Origin of the sequence: Pseudomonas sp. CF161 (assembly GCF_000416215.1) — a bacterium.
GTDB lineage: Bacteria > Pseudomonadota > Gammaproteobacteria > Pseudomonadales > Pseudomonadaceae > Aquipseudomonas.
This window is the reverse complement of sequence record NZ_ATLP01000041.1, coordinates 36,284-57,234: the sequence shown is the minus strand read 5'-3', so window position 1 is coordinate 57,234 and position 20,951 is coordinate 36,284. Positions and strand designations below refer to the sequence as shown.

Annotated in this window: 18 protein-coding genes; 11 read left to right on the top strand and 7 right to left on the bottom strand. The window is 63.3% G+C overall.

Annotated features, from left to right (window positions below):
* Window positions 1–13: 13 nt before the first annotated feature.
* Window positions 14–1,447, bottom strand: coding sequence for a PLP-dependent aminotransferase family protein (locus tag CF161_RS07740; RefSeq protein ID WP_020296008.1), 1,434 nt, complete (start codon window positions 1,445–1,447; stop codon window positions 14–16).
* 182 nt (window positions 1,448–1,629) lie between these two features.
* Here CF161_RS07740 and CF161_RS07735 point away from each other — a divergent pair, with 182 nt between their 5' ends.
* The gene (locus CF161_RS07735) at window positions 1,630–1,875 is read left to right on the top strand and encodes a DUF1127 domain-containing protein (protein ID WP_020296007.1); all 246 of its coding nucleotides are present in this window, start codon (window positions 1,630–1,632) and stop codon (window positions 1,873–1,875) included.
* 73 nt (window positions 1,876–1,948) lie between these two features.
* Here CF161_RS07735 and CF161_RS07730 read toward each other — a convergent pair whose 3' ends face one another.
* A complete protein-coding gene (locus tag CF161_RS07730) occupies window positions 1,949–3,262 on the bottom strand; it encodes an FAD-binding oxidoreductase (RefSeq protein WP_020296006.1) in 1,314 nt (437 codons plus the stop codon).
* Between the two features lie 147 nt (window positions 3,263–3,409).
* On the opposite strand from CF161_RS07730, the gene CF161_RS07725 reads away from it, so the two are divergent.
* Entirely contained in the window at window positions 3,410–3,763 is a 354-nt protein-coding gene (locus tag CF161_RS07725; protein ID WP_020296005.1) for a YkgJ family cysteine cluster protein, read from the top strand.
* 50 nt (window positions 3,764–3,813) lie between these two features.
* On the opposite strand, the gene CF161_RS07720 is transcribed toward CF161_RS07725, so the two are convergent.
* The gene (locus tag CF161_RS07720) at window positions 3,814–4,302 is read right to left on the bottom strand and encodes an Lrp/AsnC ligand binding domain-containing protein (RefSeq protein ID WP_007932443.1); all 489 of its coding nucleotides are present in this window, start codon (window positions 4,300–4,302) and stop codon (window positions 3,814–3,816) included.
* Between the two features lie 157 nt (window positions 4,303–4,459).
* On the opposite strand from CF161_RS07720, the gene dadA reads away from it, so the two are divergent.
* The 6 genes from dadA to CF161_RS07690 all read left to right on the top strand — a co-directional run bounded on the left by dadA (window position 4,460) and on the right by CF161_RS07690 (window position 10,583).
* Window positions 4,460–5,761, top strand: coding sequence for a D-amino acid dehydrogenase (gene dadA / locus CF161_RS07715; protein WP_020296004.1), 1,302 nt, complete (start codon window positions 4,460–4,462; stop codon window positions 5,759–5,761).
* The gene (locus CF161_RS07710; RefSeq protein WP_020296003.1) at window positions 5,733–6,086 is read left to right on the top strand and encodes a RidA family protein; all 354 of its coding nucleotides are present in this window, start codon (window positions 5,733–5,735) and stop codon (window positions 6,084–6,086) included. The genes dadA and CF161_RS07710 overlap by 29 nt, the downstream gene beginning before the upstream one ends.
* Window positions 6,087–6,178: 92 nt before the next feature.
* On the top strand, window positions 6,179–7,252 hold the full coding sequence (alr, locus tag CF161_RS07705; RefSeq protein ID WP_020296002.1) for an alanine racemase: 1,074 nt from the start codon (window positions 6,179–6,181) through the stop codon (window positions 7,250–7,252).
* A 129-nt stretch (window positions 7,253–7,381) separates the two neighbouring features.
* On the top strand, window positions 7,382–7,930 hold the full coding sequence (locus CF161_RS07700) for a cupin domain-containing protein (RefSeq protein WP_020296001.1): 549 nt from the start codon (window positions 7,382–7,384) through the stop codon (window positions 7,928–7,930).
* A gap of 182 nt (window positions 7,931–8,112) precedes the next feature.
* The gene (locus CF161_RS07695) at window positions 8,113–8,526 is read left to right on the top strand and encodes a cytochrome c5 family protein (protein ID WP_084471670.1); all 414 of its coding nucleotides are present in this window, start codon (window positions 8,113–8,115) and stop codon (window positions 8,524–8,526) included.
* Between the two features lie 134 nt (window positions 8,527–8,660).
* The gene (locus CF161_RS07690) at window positions 8,661–10,583 is read left to right on the top strand and encodes an acetyl-CoA hydrolase/transferase C-terminal domain-containing protein (RefSeq protein ID WP_020295999.1); all 1,923 of its coding nucleotides are present in this window, start codon (window positions 8,661–8,663) and stop codon (window positions 10,581–10,583) included.
* Window positions 10,584–10,631: 48 nt separating this feature from the next.
* Here CF161_RS07690 and CF161_RS07685 read toward each other — a convergent pair whose 3' ends face one another.
* Both CF161_RS07685 and rep read right to left on the bottom strand, forming a co-directional pair.
* Window positions 10,632–11,204: a xanthine phosphoribosyltransferase gene (locus CF161_RS07685; RefSeq protein ID WP_020295998.1), complete on the bottom strand. Its 573-nt coding sequence runs from the start codon at window positions 11,202–11,204 to the stop codon at window positions 10,632–10,634.
* Window positions 11,205–11,275: 71 nt separating this feature from the next.
* The gene (gene rep, locus CF161_RS07680; RefSeq protein WP_020295997.1) at window positions 11,276–13,285 is read right to left on the bottom strand and encodes a DNA helicase Rep; all 2,010 of its coding nucleotides are present in this window, start codon (window positions 13,283–13,285) and stop codon (window positions 11,276–11,278) included.
* A gap of 267 nt (window positions 13,286–13,552) precedes the next feature.
* On the opposite strand from rep, the gene CF161_RS07675 reads away from it, so the two are divergent.
* Window positions 13,553–15,226, top strand: coding sequence for a bifunctional diguanylate cyclase/phosphodiesterase (locus CF161_RS07675; RefSeq protein WP_043228855.1), 1,674 nt, complete (start codon window positions 13,553–13,555; stop codon window positions 15,224–15,226).
* A 45-nt stretch (window positions 15,227–15,271) separates the two neighbouring features.
* Here CF161_RS07675 and CF161_RS07670 read toward each other — a convergent pair whose 3' ends face one another.
* The gene (locus CF161_RS07670) at window positions 15,272–16,681 is read right to left on the bottom strand and encodes a NorM family multidrug efflux MATE transporter (protein WP_020295995.1); all 1,410 of its coding nucleotides are present in this window, start codon (window positions 16,679–16,681) and stop codon (window positions 15,272–15,274) included.
* A 150-nt stretch (window positions 16,682–16,831) separates the two neighbouring features.
* Between CF161_RS07670 and CF161_RS07665 the strand changes: the two genes are divergently transcribed.
* Together CF161_RS07665 and CF161_RS07660 are read left to right on the top strand one after the other, a co-directional pair.
* Window positions 16,832–17,752, top strand: coding sequence for a LysR substrate-binding domain-containing protein (locus tag CF161_RS07665; RefSeq protein WP_020295994.1), 921 nt, complete (start codon window positions 16,832–16,834; stop codon window positions 17,750–17,752).
* A 190-nt stretch (window positions 17,753–17,942) separates the two neighbouring features.
* Window positions 17,943–19,919, top strand: coding sequence for a methyl-accepting chemotaxis protein (locus CF161_RS07660; RefSeq protein ID WP_020295993.1), 1,977 nt, complete (start codon window positions 17,943–17,945; stop codon window positions 19,917–19,919).
* A gap of 100 nt (window positions 19,920–20,019) precedes the next feature.
* Here the strand turns inward: CF161_RS07660 and CF161_RS07655 are convergent, their stop codons facing one another.
* On the bottom strand, window positions 20,020–20,925 hold the full coding sequence (locus CF161_RS07655) for an ABC transporter six-transmembrane domain-containing protein (protein WP_256206348.1): 906 nt from the start codon (window positions 20,923–20,925) through the stop codon (window positions 20,020–20,022).
* Between the last annotated feature and the right edge of the window lie 26 nt (window positions 20,926–20,951).

Here is a 20,951-nt window from a genome sequence, read left to right as displayed (position 1 = left end):
TGGGGGAAAAAGGTCAGTCGGTCGTGCAATCAGTTTCAGCCAGCAGCTTGATCGCGGCTGCGCCGACCTTGCGCACCGCATCTTCGATCTGCGGCGTTGGCTTGGCAGCGTAGTTCATCCGCAGGCAATTGCGGTACTTGCCCGAGGCGGAAAAGATGCTGCCCACGGCAATCTGTACGCCCTGGTCGAGCAGCGCGCGGTTGAGCTTGAGGGTGTCGAAGCCCTCCGGCAGTTCGACCCACAGCATAAAGCTGCCCTGGGGCCGACTGGCGCGAGTGCCCGGGGGGAAGTAGCGGCTGACCCAGTCGAGCATCATGTCGCGATTGCGCTGGTATTGAGCACGCATCTTGCGCAAGTGGGGTTCGAAATGGCCGGACTTGAGAAACTCGGCGATGGCGATCTGCGGTTGCGGCGCGGTAGAGCCGGTGCTGATGTATTTCATGTGCAGCACTCGCTCCAGATAACGCCCGGGCGCGACCCAGCCAATGCGCAGGCCCGGGGCCAGGGTTTTCGAGAACGAACTGCACAGCAGCACCCGGCCGTCTTCGTCGAACGACTTGATGGTGCGCGGGCGCGGGTAGGTGTAGGCCAGTTCGCCATACACATCGTCTTCGATGATCGCCACGTCAAAGCGCTGGGCCAGGGTCAGCAGCGCGCGCTTGCGCGACTCCGGCATGATGTAGCCCAGCGGGTTGTTGCAGTTGGGGGTCAACTGTATGGCCTTGATCGGCCATTGCTCCAGGGCCAGTTCCAGGGCTTCGAGGCTGATGCCGGTCAGCGGGTCGGTGGGGATTTCCAGGGCTTTCATGCCCAGGCCCTTGAGGGTCTGCATGGCCCCGTGAAAGCTCGGCGAGTCCACCGCGACGATGTCGCCAGGCTCGCAGATGGCGCGAATGCTGGTTGAAAGCGCCTCATGGCAGCCGGTGGTGATCACCAGGTCATTGGCCTGCAGCTGGCAGCCGGAGTCGAGCAGCAGGCGGGCGATCTGTTCGCGCAGTTCGAGCACGCCGTAGATGTTGTCGTAATACAGGCCGGGCATGTCCTGGCGCCGGCTGATGCGGGCCAGGCCGCGGAGCAGGGGTTTCAGGGTCGGTGTATTGATATCCGGCATGCCCCGGCCCATCTGTATGACGTCTTTGCGCGGCACGCTGCGCACCAGTTCCAGCACCTGTTCCCATTGCGATATCTCCACCGGCCGCTGCGCCGGGCGCCCGACGGCGGGCAACGCCGGCAGTTCGCGGCTGGCCGGTACAAAGTAGCCGGACTTGGGCTTGGGCATCGCCAGCCCGTTATCTTCCAGCACTCTGTATGCCTGCTGCACGGTGCTCAGGCTGACACCGTGCTCGACGCTCAGGGCGCGCACCGAAGGCAGGCGGTCGCCGGGGCGGTAGAAGCCCTGCTCAATGCGGGTGCCCAGCAGTTCGGCAAGGTTGACGTAGAGGGTCATGGCAGGCGCTCGCACAAGGGGTTGATCATGGGACCAGTACAGATGGACGGAAAATACAGGATTCAGCCACCGTTGTGGAAATTCTGTATGGAAATAATACCGGTGCGTTGAATCTGTCATGGTTTCAGGCGCCCGCGCATCATGTTTGCTCATGGCAACCAAGTAAACAGGAGCAAACAACAATGAACGGCTTGAGCGATGTGCGTCTGTCGTTACACAGTCAGGAACTGGCGGTTGGGCACGAGCGGGCGATGCAGGCGGTGATGTCCCGCAATGCGCCGCGCGGCCTTGGCCGCTGGGGTCTGTACTGGCATCGGCTGCGGACCCGCAAGGCCTTGCTCGCCCTGACGACTGACGAGCTGCGGGACATCGGGCTGAGCCGTGAACAGGCACGCCGCGAAGGGCTCAAGCCGTTCTGGCGTCTGTGAGGCAGTGCTCTGGGGCTGCTGCCGCGCCGTCAGGCCATTGGGTAGCAGCGCCAGGGGGAGGGCGGTTGCGGTGTCAGCCGAGTTCCTTGAGGCGGTGCCAGAGCATGCCCAGTGCCAATAGCGGCGAACGCAGGTAGCGGCCGCCCGGGAAGGTGATGTGCGGCACCTTGGCGAACAGCTCGAAGCCGCCACCCTGCTGGCCGCTGATGGCTTCGGCCAACAGCTTGCCGGCCAGGTGCGTGGCATTGAGCCCATGGCCGGAATAGGCCTGGGCGTAATACACATTCGGCTGGTCCTTGAGCTGGCCGATCTGCGGCAGGCGGTTGGCGCCGATGCCGATCATCCCGCCCCATTGATAGTCGATCTTGACCCCGGCCAACTGCGGGAACACTTGCAGCATCTTCGGCCGCATGTACGCGGCGATGTCCTGCGGGTCACGCCCGGAGTAATGGCAGGCGCCGCCGAACAGCAGGCGTCGATCCGCCGAAAGCCGGTAGTAATCCAGGGCCACCCGCTGGTCGCAGACCGCCATGTTCTGCGGCAGCAACTGCTGTGCCTGCTGCTCGCTCAGCGGCTCGGTGGCGATGATGTAGCTGCCGGCGGGCAATACCTTGCCGCCCAGTTCCGGGTTGAGGCCATTGAGGTAGGCGTTGCAACCCAGTACCAGGGTCTTGGCGCGGACCAGGCCGCGGGCGGTGTGCACCCTGACCTGGCTGCCGTAATCGATGCGGGTCACGGCCGAATGTTCGAACAGTTGCACCCCCAGCCGCTGCGCGGCGGCGGCCTCGCCCAGGGCCAGGTTCAAGGGGTGCAGGTGCCCTGAACCCATGTCGATCAAGCCGCCGACATAGCGCTCGGAGCCGACCACGCTGTGCATTTCATGGGCTTGCAGCAGGCGGGTTTCGTGGCGGTAGCCGAGCTCGCGCAGTTCTTCGGCGTCCTCGGCGAAGCCCTCCAGGTCCTTGGGCTTGTTGGCCAGGTCGCAGTAGCCCCAGGTCAGGTCGCAGGCGATCTGGAACTGTTCGACCCGCTGGCGCACGATGTCCACCGCTTCCAGGCCCATCAGCTTCATCTGCCGCACGCCATCGTCGCCCAACACTTTACTGAACTGCTCCAGGCCATGGCCGACGCCGCGAATCAGCTGGCCGCCATTGCGCCCGCTGGCGCCCCAGCCGATCTTGCGCGCCTCCAGCAGCACCACGCTGAAGCCGCGCTGGGCCAGCTCCAATGCGGTGTTCAGCCCGGAGAAACCGCCGCCGACCACGCAGACATCGGCCTGCACCTCACCGGCCAGCGCCGGATGATCGGGCTGGGGCAGGCTGCTGGCGGCGTAATAGGAAGCGGCGTGACGGTCGCTCGGGGCAGGTTGCTGAACACCGGGGTTCATGGGCGTGAATCCTGATTGGGGTGTTTGGAAAATTTGACGGAGCATAAGCCTGACCTTTCGTCGGCGGCAACACTGGTCGGGGTGCGCTGTCTGTTGTGGGGCTTTTAGGGCAAAATCCCCGGCTGTATTTGCCCGGTAACCCTGCCAATGAGCTGCAACAGCCAGAAAGTCCGCCTGCTGCGTCAGCAGATTCCCTCATTTGAGTGCGTCCCCGGCTGCCATGACTGCTGTGGCCCGGTGACCACCTCCACCGAGGAAATGTCGCGCCTGCCACGCAAGACCGCGGCCGAGCAGGACGCTGCCATGGACGAGCTGAACTGCGTGCACCTGGGGCCCAACGGCTGCACCGTGTACGACGAGCGGCCGCTGATCTGCCGCCTGTTCGGCACCACCCCGAGCCTGCCGTGCCCCAATGGCCGGCGCCCGGTGGAGATGATCCACCCACGGGTCGAAAAGCAGATTCACGAGTACATGGCGAGCACCCGCCAGGTGCTGGTCTAGCGCTGTACCTGGGTCGCCCCTGGCACCGTCGAGTCGGCCTGCGCCGGACTTCAGTCCGGAATCGGCAGGCTCAGGCTCTCCTTCACCTCTTCCATCACGATATAGCTCTTGGATTCGCGCACGTGGGGCAGCTTGAGCAGGATGTCGCCCAGCAGCTTGCGGTAGGACGCCATTTCGGAAATTCGGGCTTTCACCAGGTAGTCGAAGTCGCCCGAGACCAGGTGGCACTCCAATACGTGGGGCAGCTTGAGCACGGCGCGGCGGAACTCTTCGAAGGTGTCGCCGGATTTGTAGTCGAGGCTGATTTCGACGAACACCAGCAGGCTGCCCTTGAGGTGCTGCGGGTTGAGGCGCGCGTTGTAGCCCATGATGATCCCTTCGCGCTCCAGGCGCCGGACCCGTTCGGTGCAGGGGGTGGTCGACAGGCCGACCTTCTCCCCCAGCTCGGTAAATGAGATACGCCCGTCGGCCTGGAGGATGCGCAGGATGTTGCGATCTATCTTATCCAGCTCGCGTTTTGTCTGGTGATTGGTGCGCATAGGGGATGCACCTCCGTCAAAAGGGTTTTTGCCGAGAATTGTCGCCAAATATAGGCAGTTATATAGTGAAATGCACTGCCCATTGCTTTTTATACTGCGCGCATCTTCGCTCTGAATAACAAACGTCAGCGGTTTAGCCGCGATGAGGGATATGAAAATGCGCGTTATGGTCTTGGGTAGCGGCGTAATCGGTACCACCAGTGCCTACTATCTGGCCCGAGCAGGTTTTGAAGTGGTGGTGGTCGACCGTCAGCCGGCCGCTGCCATGGAAACCAGTTTCGCCAACGCCGGCCAGGTGTCGCCGGGCTATGCCTCGCCATGGGCCGCACCGGGCGTACCGCTCAAGGCCATCAAGTGGCTGCTGCAGCGCCACGCGCCGTTGGCGATCAAGGCCACCGCCGATATCGACCAGTACCTGTGGATGGCGCAGATGCTGCGCAACTGCACCGCCAGCCGCTACGCCGTGAACAAGGAGCGCATGGTCCGCCTGTCCGAGTACAGCCGCGACTGCCTCGACGAACTGCGCGCCGAGACCGGCATTGCCTATGAAGGCCGCAGCCTGGGCACTACCCAGCTGTTCCGCACCCAGGCCCAGCTCGATGGCGCGGCGAAAGACATCGCCGTGCTCAAGGAGTCCGGCGTGCCTTTCGAATTGCTCGACCGTGAGGGCATTGCCCGCGTCGAGCCCGCCCTGGCCAACGTCACCGATATCCTCGCCGGCGCCCTGCGCCTGCCTAACGACCAGACCGGCGACTGCCAGATGTTCACCTCGCGCCTGGTGGAAATGGCCACCCAGCTGGGTGTGGAGTTCCGTTTTGGCCAGGACATCCAGCGCCTCGACTTCGCCGGCGACCGGATCAATGGCGTATGGATCGACGGCAAGCTGGAAACTGCCGATCGCTACGTGCTGGCCCTGGGCAGCTACTCGCCGCAATTGCTCAAGCCGTTGGGGATCAAGGCCCCGGTGTACCCGCTCAAGGGTTACTCCCTGACCGTGCCGATCACCAACCCGGCGATGGCCCCGACCTCGACCATTCTCGACGAGACCTACAAGGTCGCGATCACCCGCTTCGACAACCGTATCCGGGTCGGCGGCATGGCCGAGATCGCGGGCTTCGACCTGTCGCTGAACCCGCGTCGGCGCGAAACCCTGGAGATGATCGTCAACGACCTCTATCCTCAGGGCGGCGATCTGGCGCAAGCCAGCTTCTGGACCGGCCTGCGGCCAACCACCCCGGACGGCACGCCGATTGTGGGTGCCACACCGTTTCGCAACCTGTTCTTGAACACCGGCCACGGCACCCTGGGTTGGACCATGGCGTGCGGTTCCGGTCGCTTGCTGGCTGACCTGATGGCGAAGAAAACGCCGCAGATCAGCGCCGAAGGCCTCGATATTTCTCGTTACGGTAATTCTCAGGAGACAGCCAAGCATGTCAATCCAGCGCCAGCTCACCAATGAACGCATGAGCCAGATTGTCGTTCACAGCGGCACCGTCTATCTGGCGGGGCAGGTCGGCGACGACATGACCGCCGGAATTGAACAGCAGACCAGCGAGACCCTCGCCAACATCGAGCGTTTACTGGACCTGGCAGGCACCGACAAGAGCAAGTTGCTGTCAGTGACCATTTACCTGAAAGACATCGACGCCCACTTCGAGGGCATGAACGCTGTCTGGGACAAATGGCTGCCAAAAGGCGTTGCGCCTGCCCGTGCCACCGTCGAAGCCAAGCTGTGCGAGCCCGAGATCCTGATCGAGCTGTCCGTCGTCGCCGCTTTGCCTTAAACACCGATCCCTCTGCCGGTGCTGTCGGCGGTTCGCGCCGTCGGCCAGCACCGGTTTTTTCTTCCCTCATGACCGCCTAGAAGTCTGCCGCCATGCGTCCTGCCCGTGCCCTGATCGACCTTCAAGCCCTGCGTCACAACTACCAACTGGCCCGCGAGTTGTCGGGCGTCCGTGCCCTCGCCGTGATCAAGGCCGATGCCTATGGCCATGGTGCGGTGCGCTGTGCCCAGGCACTGGAAGCCGAGGCCGACGGTTTTGCCGTGGCCTGCATCGAAGAAGCCCTGGAGCTGCGCGCGGCGGGGATTCGTGCGCCGGTGCTGCTGCTCGAAGGCTTTTTCGAGGCCAATGAGTTGGCGCTGATCATCGAGCATGACTTCTGGTGTGTGGTGCATTCGCTGTGGCAGCTCGAGGCGATCGAGAAGGCAACCCTGGCCAAGCCGCTGACGGTCTGGCTCAAGCTCGACTCGGGCATGCACCGGGTTGGCCTGCATCCCAAGGATTATCAGACGGCCCATCAGCGGCTGCTGGCCAGTGGCAAAGTGGCGAAAGTGGTGTTGATGAGCCACTTCGCCCGGGCCGATGAGCTCGATTGCGTGCGCAGCGACGAGCAGGTGGCTGTGTTTCAGGCTGCCCGCGAGGGGCTGGCGGCGGAGGTCAGCCTGCGCAACTCGCCGGCGGTCCTGGGTTGGCCGAGTATCCCCAGTGACTGGGTGCGCCCCGGCATCATGCTGTATGGCGCCACCCCGTTCGAAGAAAACAACCCGGTGGCCGCGCGCCTGCAACCGGTTATGACCCTGGAATCGAAAGTGATCTGCGTGCGTGAGTTGCCGGCCGGCGAGCCGGTGGGCTACGGCGCCAAGTTCGTCACCACCCGGCCGATGCGCATTGGGGTGGTTGCCATGGGGTATGCCGACGGTTACCCGCGCCAGGCGCCGACCGGCACGCCGGTCCTGGTGGCTGGCCAGCGCAGCCAATTGCTGGGTCGGGTGTCCATGGACATGCTGTGCATCGACCTCACCGATGTGCCCCAGGCCGGCCTGGGTTCGACCGTGGAGTTGTGGGGCAAAAACATCCTCGCCAGCGACGTGGCGATGGCCGCGGACACTATTCCTTACCAGATTTTCTGCAATCTGCGCCGGGTGCCAAGGCTCTACTCCGAGGGTTGAAGGCCAGTGGTCGGAACCTGACAGGCCGCTCCTGGGTGGATTGGAGGGCAAGTGTTGTAAATACTGAACGCTATCGCCATGATAATGCGCAATTACAACAACGCCTGATTCCCCTAGGAGACTGCCGCATTGGACGTCGGTGAACGACTGCAATCCATCCGTAAACTGAAAGGTCTTTCCCAGCGTGAACTTGCCAAGCGCGCGGGCGTCACCAACAGCACCATTTCGATGATCGAGAAGAACAGTGTCAGCCCCTCGATCAGCTCGCTGAGGAAGGTTCTTGGCGGCATCCCCATGTCCATGGTCGAGTTCTTTTCCGAGGAAATCCTCCAGGAAACCCCGAGCCAGATCGTCTACAAAGCCCATGAACTGATCGATATTTCCGATGGCGCCGTGACCATGAAACTCGTGGGGCGCGCCCATCCCAGCCGTGCCATTGCCTTTCTCAACGAGATCTACCCGCCGGGCGCCGACACCGGTGAGGAAATGCTCACCCACGAAGGCGAAGAAACCGGAATTCTCGTCGAAGGTCGCCTTGAGCTGGTGGTCGGGCTTGAAACTTTTGTGCTCGAAGCGGGCGACAGCTACTACTTTGAAAGTACCAAGCCGCACCGTTTCCGAAATCCTTTCGATGTACCGGCGCGACTAATCAGCGCAGCCACGCCAGCGAATTTCTAATAGAAGAGGCGTCCTGCAAGGCTTGCGGCGACGCCCGAAGTGCCATTTCGCCACCTTTAAGACCCCATCGACTTTAGGGTTGTTTCAGTGTGGCGGGCTAACCGTTATACTTGCGCCCGCCTGCGAAACCGTGGCCGCGGGCGTGACTAGCCACCATTGAGGGTGTACGCGTGAACCTAATTATGAAAATGCTGGCCGCACCAGCAACCGTATTGGCCCTATGGGCAGTCAGCGCTCAAGCTGCGACTAATGATGATATTGCCCAACGTCTTGCACCGGTCGGTCAGGTCTGTGTTCAGGGGCAGGAATGCAAGGGCATGGAAGTCGTCGCCTCTGTCGGTGGTGGAGGGGCGAAAACCCCTGATGAAGTGATTGCCAAGCATTGCAATGCTTGCCATGGCACCGGTCTGCTCGGCGCACCGAAAATCGGTGACACCGCAGCCTGGAAAGAGCGTGCCGACCACCAGGGCGGCCTCGACGGCATCCTGGCCAAGGCCATTACCGGGATCAACGCCATGCCGCCAAAAGGCACCTGTGCCGATTGCTCCGATGACGAGCTCAAAGGCGCCATCGAGAAGATGTCTGGCCTGAAATAAGGTCAATCTTCAGCGAAAAAGCCGCTTACGAGCGGCTTTTTTGTGCCCGCGATTCGGCCACCGCACTGGTCAATGCAGTAAAGACCCGGCAAGCTCGGTCCAACCCCAATTCATGGAACGTTCGGGAGAGTCGTATGGTGCAGTTGTGTTCAATCGAGCAGGCGGTCGATGACGTGCTGGCGCGCCTGCCGGCGCATATCCACATGGGCATGCCCCTGGGCCTGGGCAAGCCCAACCAGTTTGCCAATGCGCTGTACCGCCGCATCAAGCAACTGCCCGAACGGCAGCTGACTATCTACACCGCCTTGAGCCTGGGCCGTCCGACCTTGGGCGATGGCTTGCAGAAGCGCTTTCTCGAACCCTTTGTCGAACGCATATTCGGCGACTACCCCGAGCTGGATTTCCTCGCGGACCTGCAACACGACAGCCTGCCCCGCAACATCCATGTCGAGCAGTTCTTCATGCAGCCCGGGAGCCTGCTCAACAGTGCCCCGGCGCAGCAGTACTACGTCAGCAGCAACTACAGCCACGCCGCCCGCGACATCAACGCCAGTGGCCTGAACCTGGTGGCGCAGCTGGTGGCCAGCCACCCTGATCATCCGGATCGACTGAGCCTGAGCTGCAACCCGGACATCACCCTCGACCTGCTGCCGATGATTGCCAAGCGCCGCGCCGCCGGCGAGACCATCCTCATGGTCGGCCAGGTTCACGACGAGCTGCCGTACATGCCGGGTGACGCCGAGCTCGACATGGACGGCTTCGATCTGTTGATCGATGAAAAGGACCGCACCACGCTGTTTTCCACGCCGAACATGCCGGTGGGGTTCCAGGACCATTTCATCGGTTTGCACGCCAGTACCTTGGTGCGCGACGGCGGCACCTTGCAGATCGGCATCGGCTCCATGGGCGACGCCCTGACCGCCGCGTTGCTGGCCCGGCAGGCGGACAACGATGCCTATCGCTCACTGCTGACCGACATCGATGCCTATTACTGGGCGCCGCTGATTGGCCGCGAAGGCGGAGTCGAGCCTTTCGCCAAGGGCCTCTACGGTTGCAGCGAAATGTTCGTCAACGGCCTGCTGGTGCTGGCGGACGCCGGGATCGTGCGGCGCAAGGTCTACCCGGATATCAAGACCCAGCAGCAGGCCAATGACGGCACCCTGGATGAAGCGGCGCAAACCGACGGCATCTCGATACATGGCGGGTTCTTCCTCGGGCCGCGCAGTTTTTATCAGCGCCTGCGGGAGCTGCCGCAAAGCAAGCGCCTTGAATTCAACATGACGCGCATCAGCTACATCAACGAGCTGTATGGCCAGGAAGAGCTCAAGCGCCTGCAACGTCGGGATGCGCGGTTTATCAACAGTTCGATCATGGTCACCTTGCTCGGCGCCGGTATCGCCGATCAGTTGGAAGACGGCCGGGTGCTGAGTGGGGTCGGCGGCCAGTACAACTTCGTCGCCCAGGGCCATGCGCTGGAAGGCGCGCGTTCGGTGCTGATCCTGCGCAGCTGGCGTGAATCGGGCGGCGAGGTCAGTTCGAACGTGGTCTGGGAATACGGGCACTGCACCATCCCGCGCCATCTGCGCGATATCGTGGTCACCGAGTACGGCATTGCCGACCTGCGGGGCAAGACCGACGCCAAGGTGATCGAGGCCCTGCTCAATATCAGTGATTCACGCTTTCAGCCCGGGTTGATCGAGCAGGCGCAGAAAGTCGGCAAGCTGCCCAAGGACTTTCAGCTGGAGCCGCGGTTTACCGACAACAGCCCACAGCGTTTGCAGGCAATTCGCGCAAGGCACTCGCACTTGTTCCCGGAGTATCCGTTGGGCAGTGATTTCAGTGCGCAAGAGCGGGATCTGCTGCGGGCCCTCAACTGGCTCAAGAGCAAGTTCAAGCTCACCGAGATTCTGGAGCTGGGCAAGGCTGCGCTGGACGCGCCGGAGGCCGAGGCGTTTCCCCTGCATCTGGCGCGCATGCAGCTGGAGAAACCCGAAGGCTTGCGTGAGGATCTGTATCAGCGGCTGCTGCTGGCAGCCTTGCAGGAAACCCGCCTGTAACGGCGGGTCACCCGTGGCGCCGGCACGCCGCCGGCGCCGTCGCGCACTTTACTCGATGAAGCTGACCACGCCGCCGGCCAGGGATTGCACGCGGGCCAGGGATTCCACGCGGTAGCCCTGGGCATCCAGTTCGGCACGCCCGCCCTGGAACGACTTTTCGATGACGATACCCAGGCCGGCAACGGTGGCGCCGGCCTGCTTGATGATCGAAATCAGCGCCTGGGAGGCCTTACCGTTGGCCAGGAAGTCATCGATGATCAGCACCCGGTCGCTGCTGGTCAGGTGCCGTGGCGAGATGGCCACGGTGCTTTCCGTCTGCTTGGTGAAGGAGTAGACGGTGGCCGACAACAGGTTTTCGGTCAGGGTCAGGGACTGGTGCTTGCGGGCGAAGATCACCGGCACACCGAGGTTCAGGCCGGTCATGATCGCCGGGGCAATACCCGAGGCTTCGATGGTGACGATCTTGGTAATGCCCGAATCCTTGAACAGCGTGGCGAATTCGTCGCCGATCAGCTTCATCAATTGCGGGTCGATCTGATGGTTGAGAAAGGCGTCGACTTTCAGGACCTGATCGGAAAGCACGATGCCTTCTTCGCGAATTTTCTTGTGCAGTGCTTCCATGAAGCTTTCCTCTTTGGGCGCCTTGTGCGCCTAAGCGCTGATAAATAGTGTGCGGTAAAAAGTCGGCAATTCTAGCGCTTTAACATCGCGCGTATATCCGCCAGTGCGGTGTTTCCGCGAACGGCTTTGACTTCGGTCGGCGTGTCGTCATTGCCTTCCCAGGCCAGGTCGTCCGGTGGCAGCTCATCGAGGAAGCGGCTGGGCGCGCAATCGATGATCTCGCCGTACTGCTTGCGCTTGGCGGCGAAGGTAAAGGCCAGGGTCTGGCGTGCGCGGGTAATGCCCACGTAGGCCAGGCGCCGCTCTTCCTCGATGGTGTCGGCTTCGATACTGGAGCGGTGCGGGAGGATTTCCTCTTCCATGCCCATGATGAACACGTAGGGGAATTCCAGGCCCTTGGAGGCATGCAAGGTCATCATCTGCACGCCTTCGGCGCCGTCTTCCTCTTCCTGCTGACGTTCCAGCATGTCGCGCAGGACCAGCTTGCCGATGGCGTCTTCGACGGTCATGTCGCCGTCTTCGTCTTTTTCCAGGGTGTTTTTCAGGGCTTCGATCAGGAACCACACGTTGCCCATGCGGTAGTCGGCGGCCTTGTCGCTGGAGCTGTTGGTGCGCAGCCAGTTCTCGTAGTCGATGTCCATGACCATGCTGCGCAGGGCAGAGATCGGGTCCTCGCCGGCGCATTGCTCGCGCACCCGGTCCATAAAGCGCTTGAAGCGCGCCAGGCGGTCGGTGAAGCGGCTGTCCAGGTGCTCGCCAAGACCGATCTCATCGGTGGCGGCGTACATCGAAATCTTGCGCTCGGTGGCGTAGTTGCCGAGTTTTTCCAGGGTCGTCGAGCCGATTTCCCGGCGCGGCACGTTGATCACCCGCAGGAAGGCGTTGTCGTCATCCGGGTTCACGATCAGGCGGAAGTAAGCCATCAGGTCTTTCACTTCCTGGCGTCCGAAAAAGCTGTTGCCGCCGGAAAGTCGGTAAGGAATCTGATGATGCTGCAGCTTCAGCTCGATCAGCTTGGCCTGATAGTTACCGCGATACAGGATCGCGAAATCGCTGTACGGGCGATCCGTGCGCAGGTGCAGGGTGAGAATCTCCACCGCCACCCGCTCGGCCTCGGCGTCTTCGTTGCGGCAGCGGATCACGCGGATCTCGTCGCCGTGGCCCATCTCGCTCCACAGCTGTTTTTCAAACTCGTGGGGGTTGTTCGAGATCAGCACGTTGGCGCAGCGCAGGATACGGCTGGTGGAGCGGTAGTTCTGCTCCAGCATCACCACTTTCAGGGACGGATAGTCGTCCTTGAGCAGCATCAGGTTTTCCGGGCGGGCGCCGCGCCAGGCGTAGATCGACTGGTCGTCGTCGCCGACCACGGTGAACTGGTTGCGCGTGCCGATCAGCAGCTTCACCAGCAGGTACTGGCTGGCGTTGGTGTCCTGGTATTCGTCCACCAGCAGGTAGCGCACCTTGTTCTGCCACTTTTCCAGGATGTCGGTGTGTTCCTGGAACAGCTTCACCGGGAGCAGGATCAGGTCGTCGAAGTCCACCGCGTTGAACGCCTTGAGCGTGCGCTGGTAGTGGGTGTAGACGATGGCGGCGGTCTGTTCCTTGGGGTTGCGCGCGTTTTCCAGGGCTTCGGGCGGCAGGATCAGGTCGTTTTTCCAGGCGCCGATCATGTTCTTGATCTCGTCGACGCCGTCGTCGCCCGAGTATTCCTTCTGCATGATGTCGGTCATCAGGGCCTTGACGTCGGTCTCGTCAAAGATCGAGAAGCCCGGTTTGTAGCCCAGCCGCACATGTTCCTTGCGGATGATGTTCAGGCCCAGGTTGTGGAAGGTGCACACGGTCAGCCCACGGCCCTCGCCGCCCTTGAGCAGGGTGCCGACCCGCTCCTTCATCTCCCGCGCGGCCTTGTTGGTAAAGGTCATGGCCACGATGTACTGGGCGCGGATGCCGCAGTTCTGGATCAAGTGCGCGATTTTGCGGGTGATCACGCTGGTCTTGCCGGAGCCAGCACCGGCGAGCACCAAAAGAGGGCCGCCGACGTAGTTCACGGCTTCTTGCTGCCGGGGATTGAGTCGGGACATGACGGAAAAGGGAGTCTGTTGCGAAATGGGCGGGCATTTTAACAGGCTGGACAGATTCTGCTGCCTCTCTCCGACTTGTGACGCAACACGCGATCTAAATTTGCCGGTTTTGATACTTTCCCGCAGGATGCGCGCTGCATATGCGTCTAATGTTCGAGTTAGAGCGGTACAAGAAATTGCGTTTGATAATCAATATCATTTGTCATTGTTTATTCGCGCGTCATAATGCCCACCGCCAACTTCTTTTGCAGAGTCTAGGGAGCTAGCTTGTCTAAGCCTGTCGAACCCTTGCGTTTGCTGCTACTGGCCGAAGAGCCGGCATGGGCAGCGTTGTTGCGCGAGTGTCTCGCTCCGTTGGGAGACTCGGTTGTGCTGATCAGTGCCCCGACCTGGGATTCTGTCAGCCGTCTGTTCAATGACGATCGCAGCGCGGTCTTGTTGACCATTGCCTCCCTGCAACCGGCCCCCGGTCGCTGCAGTTTGCCCACCGTCCTGCTGCTGGACCACGAACCCTCGGTGACCCCGGTGGGTGTCAGTGACTGGCTGGTTCGCAGCGCCCTGAACCCCGATATCCTGCGGCGCTGCCTGCGCCATGTGCGTGAGCGCGGGGTGCTGGAAACCACCCTGCAACGCCTGGCCGAACAGGACCCGCTGACCGGTATCGCCAACCGCCAGGGGTTCCAGACCCTGCTTGCCGCGCGCCTGGTTGAAAACGAAGGACGCGGGCTGGCACTGGGGCACCTGGACCTCGACAACTTCCGCCATGCCAACGACGCCCTCGGCCACCAGGCCGGCGACCGTTTGATCCTGCAGGTGGTCTCGCGGCTCAAGAGCCAGCTTGAGGCGGGTGATCAACTGGCGCGCCTGGGCAGCGACGAGTTTGCCTTGCTGATCGATACACGCCGTGCGCCGCAGCGGGCCGAATGGATGGCCGAGCGCATTACCGAGGCCATGGCCGAACCCTACTGGATCGACGGCGAAAGCCTGCTGATCGGCTGCAGCCTGGGCGTGGCCCATGCCCGGGCCAATGCCGGGGCGGACCCGCTGATGTGGCACGCGCACATCGCCATGCAGCAGGCCAAGAGCACCCAGGGCTGCACCTTTCATATCTTCAACGAACGCATCAATCGCAATGCCCGCAGCCTCGCCGACCTGGAAAGCGAACTGCGCCGAGCCCTGCGCCGCGACGAGCTGGAGTTGCATTACCAGCCGCGCCTGAACCTGCATGACGGACAAATCGTCGGCCTCGAGGCCCTGGTGCGCTGGCGCCACGGTGAACGGGGCCTGCTGCCGCCCAGCGAGTTCGTGCCCCTGGCCGAGCAGAGCGGGCTGATCGTGCCCCTGGGCTACTGGGTGATTTCCCGTGCCCTGCGGGACATGCAGGCCCTGCGTGAGCGAGGCCTGCCGCCGCTGCACATGGCGGTCAACCTGTCGTTCCGGCAGTTCCAGGACAGCCAGCTGCTGTCGACCCTGAGCCGGCTGATTGCCGAGCGCGGCGTCGAAGCGCAGTGGCTGGAGTTCGAACTGACTGAAACCGCAGTGATGCGCCGCAGTGACCTGGTCAAGCAGACCATGGACGCCCTGGGGCGCCTGGGCGTGCGGTTTTCCCTGGACGACTTCGGCACCGGCTTCTCGTCCTTCGTGCACCTCAACAGCCTGCCGATCGCCCTGCTCAAGATCGACAAGAGTTTTGTCGGCGGCATGGAGCTGCGCGAGGAGAACCGCAAGCTGGTTCACGCCATGATCAACCTGGCGCACAACCTCAACCTGGAAGTGGTGGCCGAAGGGGTCGAAACCCCGGAGCAACTGGCTCTGCTGCGCGGCTTCGGCTGCGACCAGGCGCAGGGCTACCTGATCAGCAAACCGCTGCCCCTGGCGGAGTTGGTGGAGTACCTGACCTTTGGCAGCAGCCAGCGATCCATGGCGGATGTGCTGAGCTAACCAGCCTGGCGAGGGGGCAATCCCGCTCGCCGGTTCAACCGACCTTTACGAATCCACCTGGGCCGAGGCATAGGCCGATGGCTGCACCTGGGGCTCCAGGCGCAGCATGCGTTTCATCCGCCATTCGAAGGCCAGGGTCAGGCTGATGGCGGCGCAGGCCAGGCCCAGGGCCAGCCCCCACCACACGCCGGTCGGCCCCCAGCCCAGGGTGAAGGCCATCAACCAGGCCGCCGGGGCCCCGATCAACCAGTAGCAGCCAAGGCCGACGAGGAAGGTGGTCTTGGCGTCCTTGAGCCCGCGAATTGCGCCCATGGCGATGGTTTGCGTGCCGTCGAACAGTTCGAACCAGGCCGCCACCGCCAACAGGCTCACGGCCAGGTTGATCACTTCGCGGAAGGCCGGGTCATTGTGGTCCAGGAACAGCCCGATCAACTGATTCGGCAGCAGCCAGAACACCATGGCAAAACACAGCATCGCCACCGCACCGAAGGCGATCCCCACCCGTCCCGCCAGGCGCGCGTCGAGCAGTTGCCCGGCGCCGTAGTGCTGGCCGATGCGCATGGTGATCGCATAGGAAATCCCCGCCGGCACCATGAACGCCACCGAAACGATCTGCAGCGCGATCTGGTGCGCCGCCAATTGGGTGCTGCCCATGGTGCCCATGCACAGCGCGGCGAAGGCAAACAATCCGACCTCGACCGCATAGGTGCCGCCGATGGGCAGGCCCAGGCGCCACAGCTCCCGCAGGTAGTGCCGGTTGGGCCGCGACAAGCCCTGGCGCAACGGATAAGGGGCGTACGCCGGATGCCGCCGGATATGCCAGGCCAGGGCCAGGGCCATGCAGTTGGCGACGATGGCGGTCACCAGGCCGATGCCCATCAGGCCCAGTTTCGGCAGGCCGAACATGCCGGTAATCAGTGCGTAGTTGAGCAGGAAGTTGGCCACGGTGCCGCCCAGGCTGATGACCATCACCGGCGTGGCGCGGCCGATGGCGCTGGTAAAGCCGCGCAAGGCCATGAAGCTCAGGTAGCCGGGCAGGGCGAAGGGCAGAATCAGCAGGAACTGCGCGGCGGAGTCGACGTTGGTTTCGGTCTGGCCGAACAGCAGCAGTACCGGCTTCAGGTTCCACAGCAGCAGGCCTGCCACCAGCGCCATCAGCCAGGCCAGCCACAGCCCGGCCTGGGTCAGGCGCGTGGCGCCTTCGATGTCGCCGGCACCCTGACGAATCGCCACCAGGGTGCCGACCGCGGCAATCACCCCGATGCAGAAAATCGACACGAACGAATAGCTGGCCGCGCCCAGCCCGCCACCGGCCAGGGCCTCGGGGCTGAGCCGGGCCATCATCAGGGTGTCGGTGAGGACCATCAACATGTGCGCCAACTGCGAGGCGATCAGCGGCCCCGCCAGCCGCAGGATGGCCCGGAGTTCGGTACGTGCTGGATGCTGCATGGTCATCAGGCTCGGCAATGGTCAATGGGTCAAGAGCGCTGATTCTCGGCGCTTGTGGCGCATTGCACAAAAGGATAAAAACGATTGCTGGCATGATTAAAACTCATGCGAACCGGTTTCTGGTAGCGTGGCCGCACTGCCCACGGAGAGCGTTATATGTCGCGTCGTCTTCCAGCCCTGTATGCCTTGCGCGCCTTTGAGGCGGCGGCCCGGCACAGTTCGTTCACCCGCGCGGCCGAAGAGTTGTCGATTACCCAGAGCGCGGTCAGCCGGCATATCCGCACCCTGGAGGAGCACTTCGCCTGCCGGCTGTTCAAGCGCAGCGGGCGCAACCTGCAACTCACGGAAGCGGCGCGCCTGCTGCTGCCGGGCGTTCGCGAAGGCTTCAGCGCCCTGGAGCGGGCCTGCAATACCTTGCGCGCCGAGGATGACATTCTGCGGATGAAGGCGCCGTCGACCCTGACCATGCGTTGGCTGCTGGCGCGGCTCAGCCGTTTTCGCCACCTGCAGCCGGGCAACGAGGTGCAACTGACCAGCGCCTGGATGGACGTCGATTCGGTGGACTTCAACCAGGAACCCTTCGACTGCGCGGTGCTGCTGAGCAACGGCCACTTTCCGGCGGACTGGGAGGCCAGCTACCTGTTTCCCGAGCTGTTGATCCCGGTGGGGGCGCCGAACCTGCTCAATGACCAGCCCTGGGATGTGGCCCGCCTGGCCGTCACCGAATTGCTGCACCCGACCCCGGACCGTCGCGACTGGCGCAGCTGGCTGGAGCGCATGGGCTTGTCCGATCAGGTCTCGCTCAAGGGCGGGCAGGTCTTCGACACCCTGGAACTGGGGATGATTGCCGCGGCCCGGGGCTACGGCGTGTCCATGGGCGATTTGCTGATGGTCGCCGAGGATGTGGCCCAGGGCCGGCTGAGCCTGCCGTGGCCGACTGCGGTGGCCAGTGGCGAGAACTATTACCTGGTCTGGCCGAAAACCCGGCCCGGAGGTGAACGTTTGCGCCGCCTCAGCGATTTTCTCCAGGGCGAGGTCCAGGCCATGCAATTGCCTGAGGTAGAGCGCCTCGGCTGAATCGATGAAGCGCCCGCGGGAGCGGCCTTGAGCGATAACCGTGCGAATTGCTCAAGTATTCATCGTTGCCGCCGAATCCTAGAAAGTGGAACTTGCGTCCCGCAGCGTTCCCGCCGTCCCCCCTTACTGGAAAATTTTGCCGAGCACGCGACCTGATCAGGATGATCCGGGCCCTCGGTCAGGAGCCGTCATGCCTCAACCCCGTGCCCGGATTGCCTCACAGCTGGGCCTTGCCCTGGCTGTGATCTTGGCGATCGTGATCAGCGGCAGTGCCGTTTTTGCCCTGCGTTCGCTGGATTCCGCCAACCTCGACACGCGGGAAGAGCACCTGGCCAGCGAAGCGCGGCTGCTGGCCGATCAGCTCAATACGTTCCACAGCACCCTGCGCGAAAGCACCCAGCGCCTGAGCGGGCTGTTCGAAAAACGCTTCAGCGGCGGCCTCAGCCTGCACCCCGAGCAGCCGGTGACAGTGGCCGGCACCTCCACGCCGGGCCTGCACCTGGGCAGCCAGGTGTTGAACAACAACTTCGAGGAAGTCGACGAGTTCAAGCAGATGACGGCCGGCGTGGCGACCGTGTTTGTCCGCAGCGGCGATGATTTTGTCCGCGTCAGCACCTCGCTGAGCAAACAGGACGGCAGCCGCGCCATCGGCACCTTGCTCGACCATGCCCACCCGGCCTACCAGAAGCTGATGGCGGGGCAGGGCTACGTCGGCCGCGCGCTGCTGTTCGACCGGTCCTACATGACCCAATACACCCCGGTGCGCGACAGCAGCGGCAAGGTGATTGCGGTGTTGTTCGTCGGTTTCGACTACACCGATGCGCAGAACGCCCAGTTCGACAACCTCAGGCGCTTCCGCATCGGCCAGACCGGTTCCCTGGCCTTGCTGGATGAGCAAAACAAATGGCTGGTGCCGCCTGCCGGCGTGCAGGCGCTGGATCAGGCGCTGCCGACCATGGCCGAGCTGATTCGCCAGCCGGGCAAGGGCCGCTTCTGGAGCGACAAGGCCGAAGACTTCTACAGCCTGGCGGTGCCGTTCGAGGGTGGCCCCTGGGCGGTGGTGGCGAGCATGCCGAAAGCGGAAATCCGCGCGGTGACCTGGAGTGTCGGCCTGCGCCTGGTCATCGGCAGCCTGCTGGCGATGCTGCTGGCGGTAGGCGCGGCGGTCTGGCTGCTGCGCAGCAAGCTGGCGCCCCTTGCAGACCTGGTGCGCCAGGCCGAGGCCCTGGGTGCCGGCGACCTGAGTGTCCGGCTGAATGTGTCCAGCCAGGATGAGATCGGCCAGTTGGCGCGCAGTTTCAACCAGATGGGCGAAGCCCTGTCGACCATGGTCGAGCACATCCGCCGGGCGGCCCAGGAGGTCAACGGCAGGGCCCAGGCGCTGGCCGGATTGTCCGGTGGTGCCTACGAGGGCATGGAGCAGCAGTCCGGCGAGATCACCAGCATGGCTGGCGCTGTGGAAGAGTTCAGCGCCACCTCGCTGAACATCGCCGACAACATGGGCAACACCGAGCGGCTGGCCCAGGAAAACGCCCAGCAGACGCGCATCGGCCGTACCTCGATGGAAGAGGCGTCATCCTCCCTGGAGCAGATCGCCGGCGCCCTGAACAGCACTGCAACGGTGATCAACACCCTGGGCCAGCGTTCCCAGGAAATCGGCGGCATTGTCGGGGTGATCACCGCCATTGCCGACCAGACCAACCTGCTGGCGCTCAATGCGGCCATTGAAGCCGCCCGAGCCGGCGAGCAGGGGCGCGGGTTTGCGGTGGTGGCCGATGAGGTGCGCAACCTGGCCTCGCGTACCCGTGAGGCCACCGATGAAATCTCGGTGATGATCGGCAGCATCCAGCAGGAAACTGGCAACGCCATCAGCACCATGGAGCAGGGCAACCGGTTGATGCAGGAAGGCCTGTCGCGCAACGCCAATGTGGCTTCGGCCCTGGCGCGGATCGATGAACAGAGCCGCAGTGCCGGCCAGCAGTTCGCCGCCATCACCACCGCGACCCAGGAGCAGAGCAGCACCGCGACCCTGCTCAGCAGCAACCTGCAAAGCATCGCCCAGGCCAACAGCGAGCAGCGTGAAGTGGTGTCCAACCTGGCGATCACCGCCAAGGAACTGGAAGCCCTCGCCGCCGACCTGCGCCACGAAGTCGATCGCTTCCGCTAAGGCGCATCGGACACCTGTAGCCGCTGCCGAGCCTGCGAGGCTGCGCTGGCCTGATCGAACACCGGGCAGTGGCAGCACCATGAACGGCGCTCGGCAGCCGCTACAGGCCGGGGTCTACCCGCTTGCCGATATCCCGCAGGCGGGCCAGTTGGTCGACCATGGTCGGCGCCTTGTCCAGGCTGCTGACAAAGGTCCACAGGTAGGTCATCACCGCATACACGTGGCCGGCCTTGACCTCTGGCGACCGGGCCAGTTGGCTGATGGCGACCACAAACAGCGCCGCCGCCACCGTGCCGATAAACAGGTAGGCCACCACCTCGCGGTCCGAGAGCCAGATTCGCAGGCGCGACAGCACCCGGTAATGGCGCTGCAATGACGCCGCACCGACCCGGGCGACCATGCCGATCTCTTTTTCCAGCCGGTCATTGAGCCGCTCGTGCAGCGACTGGTTGCGCCGGGCAAAGCGTGGCAACAGGGTGCTGCACAGAACCAGTGCCAGCAGGCACGCCAGGCCGATCCAGGGCTCGATCAGCGCCAGCATCACCGCGGCGCCGACGATCGATACCAGGGCGGTGGCGATGGTCGGAATGTGTTTCTCGAAGAAGTCGACGAACTCCCGCGCCAGCACCACCCGTGCCGCAGCGGTGGATGTGTCTTGATTTTGCAGGCGCTGGTTGAGGATCACCGGCACCGCGAGGTCGGTGTAGATGCGGGTGAAAGTCCGGGTGTCCACGGCGCGTCGTGCGGCACCGACCACCCAGAACGCCAGCACCACCACCGCGTACACCAGGGCGCTGCCGGTGTCGCCGCGAATGATCGAGTCCACCGCAAAGCCGGCGAACAGCGGGTAGGCCAGGAGTAGGGCGTTTTCCAGGGCCACCAGGCTCAGGGTGAAAAACAGTTTGCCGGGGTACGCCCGGGCGATGGCCTTGAGGGTTTGGCCAGCGGATTGCTGACCGATCTTTTTGCTTTCATCCACAAGAATTTGCGACGTAACGCCTGACATGGGTGCACCGAAGGGAAGATAAACGC

Coding starts and splice junctions, on each gene's coding strand:
- CF161_RS07740 (WP_020296008.1), bottom strand. CDS start 1,447: ATGACCCTCTACGTCAACCTTGCCGAACTGCTGGGCACCCGCATTGAG.
- CF161_RS07735 (WP_020296007.1), top strand. CDS start 1,630: ATGAACGGCTTGAGCGATGTGCGTCTGTCGTTACACAGTCAGGAACTG.
- CF161_RS07730 (WP_020296006.1), bottom strand. CDS start 3,262: ATGAACCCCGGTGTTCAGCAACCTGCCCCGAGCGACCGTCACGCCGCT.
- CF161_RS07725 (WP_020296005.1), top strand. CDS start 3,410: ATGAGCTGCAACAGCCAGAAAGTCCGCCTGCTGCGTCAGCAGATTCCC.
- CF161_RS07720 (WP_007932443.1), bottom strand. CDS start 4,302: ATGCGCACCAATCACCAGACAAAACGCGAGCTGGATAAGATAGATCGC.
- dadA (WP_020296004.1), top strand. CDS start 4,460: ATGCGCGTTATGGTCTTGGGTAGCGGCGTAATCGGTACCACCAGTGCC.
- CF161_RS07710 (WP_020296003.1), top strand. CDS start 5,733: ATGTCAATCCAGCGCCAGCTCACCAATGAACGCATGAGCCAGATTGTC.
- alr (WP_020296002.1), top strand. CDS start 6,179: ATGCGTCCTGCCCGTGCCCTGATCGACCTTCAAGCCCTGCGTCACAAC.
- CF161_RS07695 (WP_084471670.1), top strand. CDS start 8,113: ATGAAAATGCTGGCCGCACCAGCAACCGTATTGGCCCTATGGGCAGTC.
- CF161_RS07690 (WP_020295999.1), top strand. CDS start 8,661: ATGGTGCAGTTGTGTTCAATCGAGCAGGCGGTCGATGACGTGCTGGCG.
- CF161_RS07685 (WP_020295998.1), bottom strand. CDS start 11,204: ATGGAAGCACTGCACAAGAAAATTCGCGAAGAAGGCATCGTGCTTTCC.
- rep (WP_020295997.1), bottom strand. CDS start 13,285: ATGTCCCGACTCAATCCCCGGCAGCAAGAAGCCGTGAACTACGTCGGC.
- CF161_RS07670 (WP_020295995.1), bottom strand. CDS start 16,681: ATGACCATGCAGCATCCAGCACGTACCGAACTCCGGGCCATCCTGCGG.
- CF161_RS07665 (WP_020295994.1), top strand. CDS start 16,832: ATGTCGCGTCGTCTTCCAGCCCTGTATGCCTTGCGCGCCTTTGAGGCG.
- CF161_RS07660 (WP_020295993.1), top strand. CDS start 17,943: ATGCCTCAACCCCGTGCCCGGATTGCCTCACAGCTGGGCCTTGCCCTG.
- CF161_RS07655 (WP_256206348.1), bottom strand. CDS start 20,925: ATGTCAGGCGTTACGTCGCAAATTCTTGTGGATGAAAGCAAAAAGATC.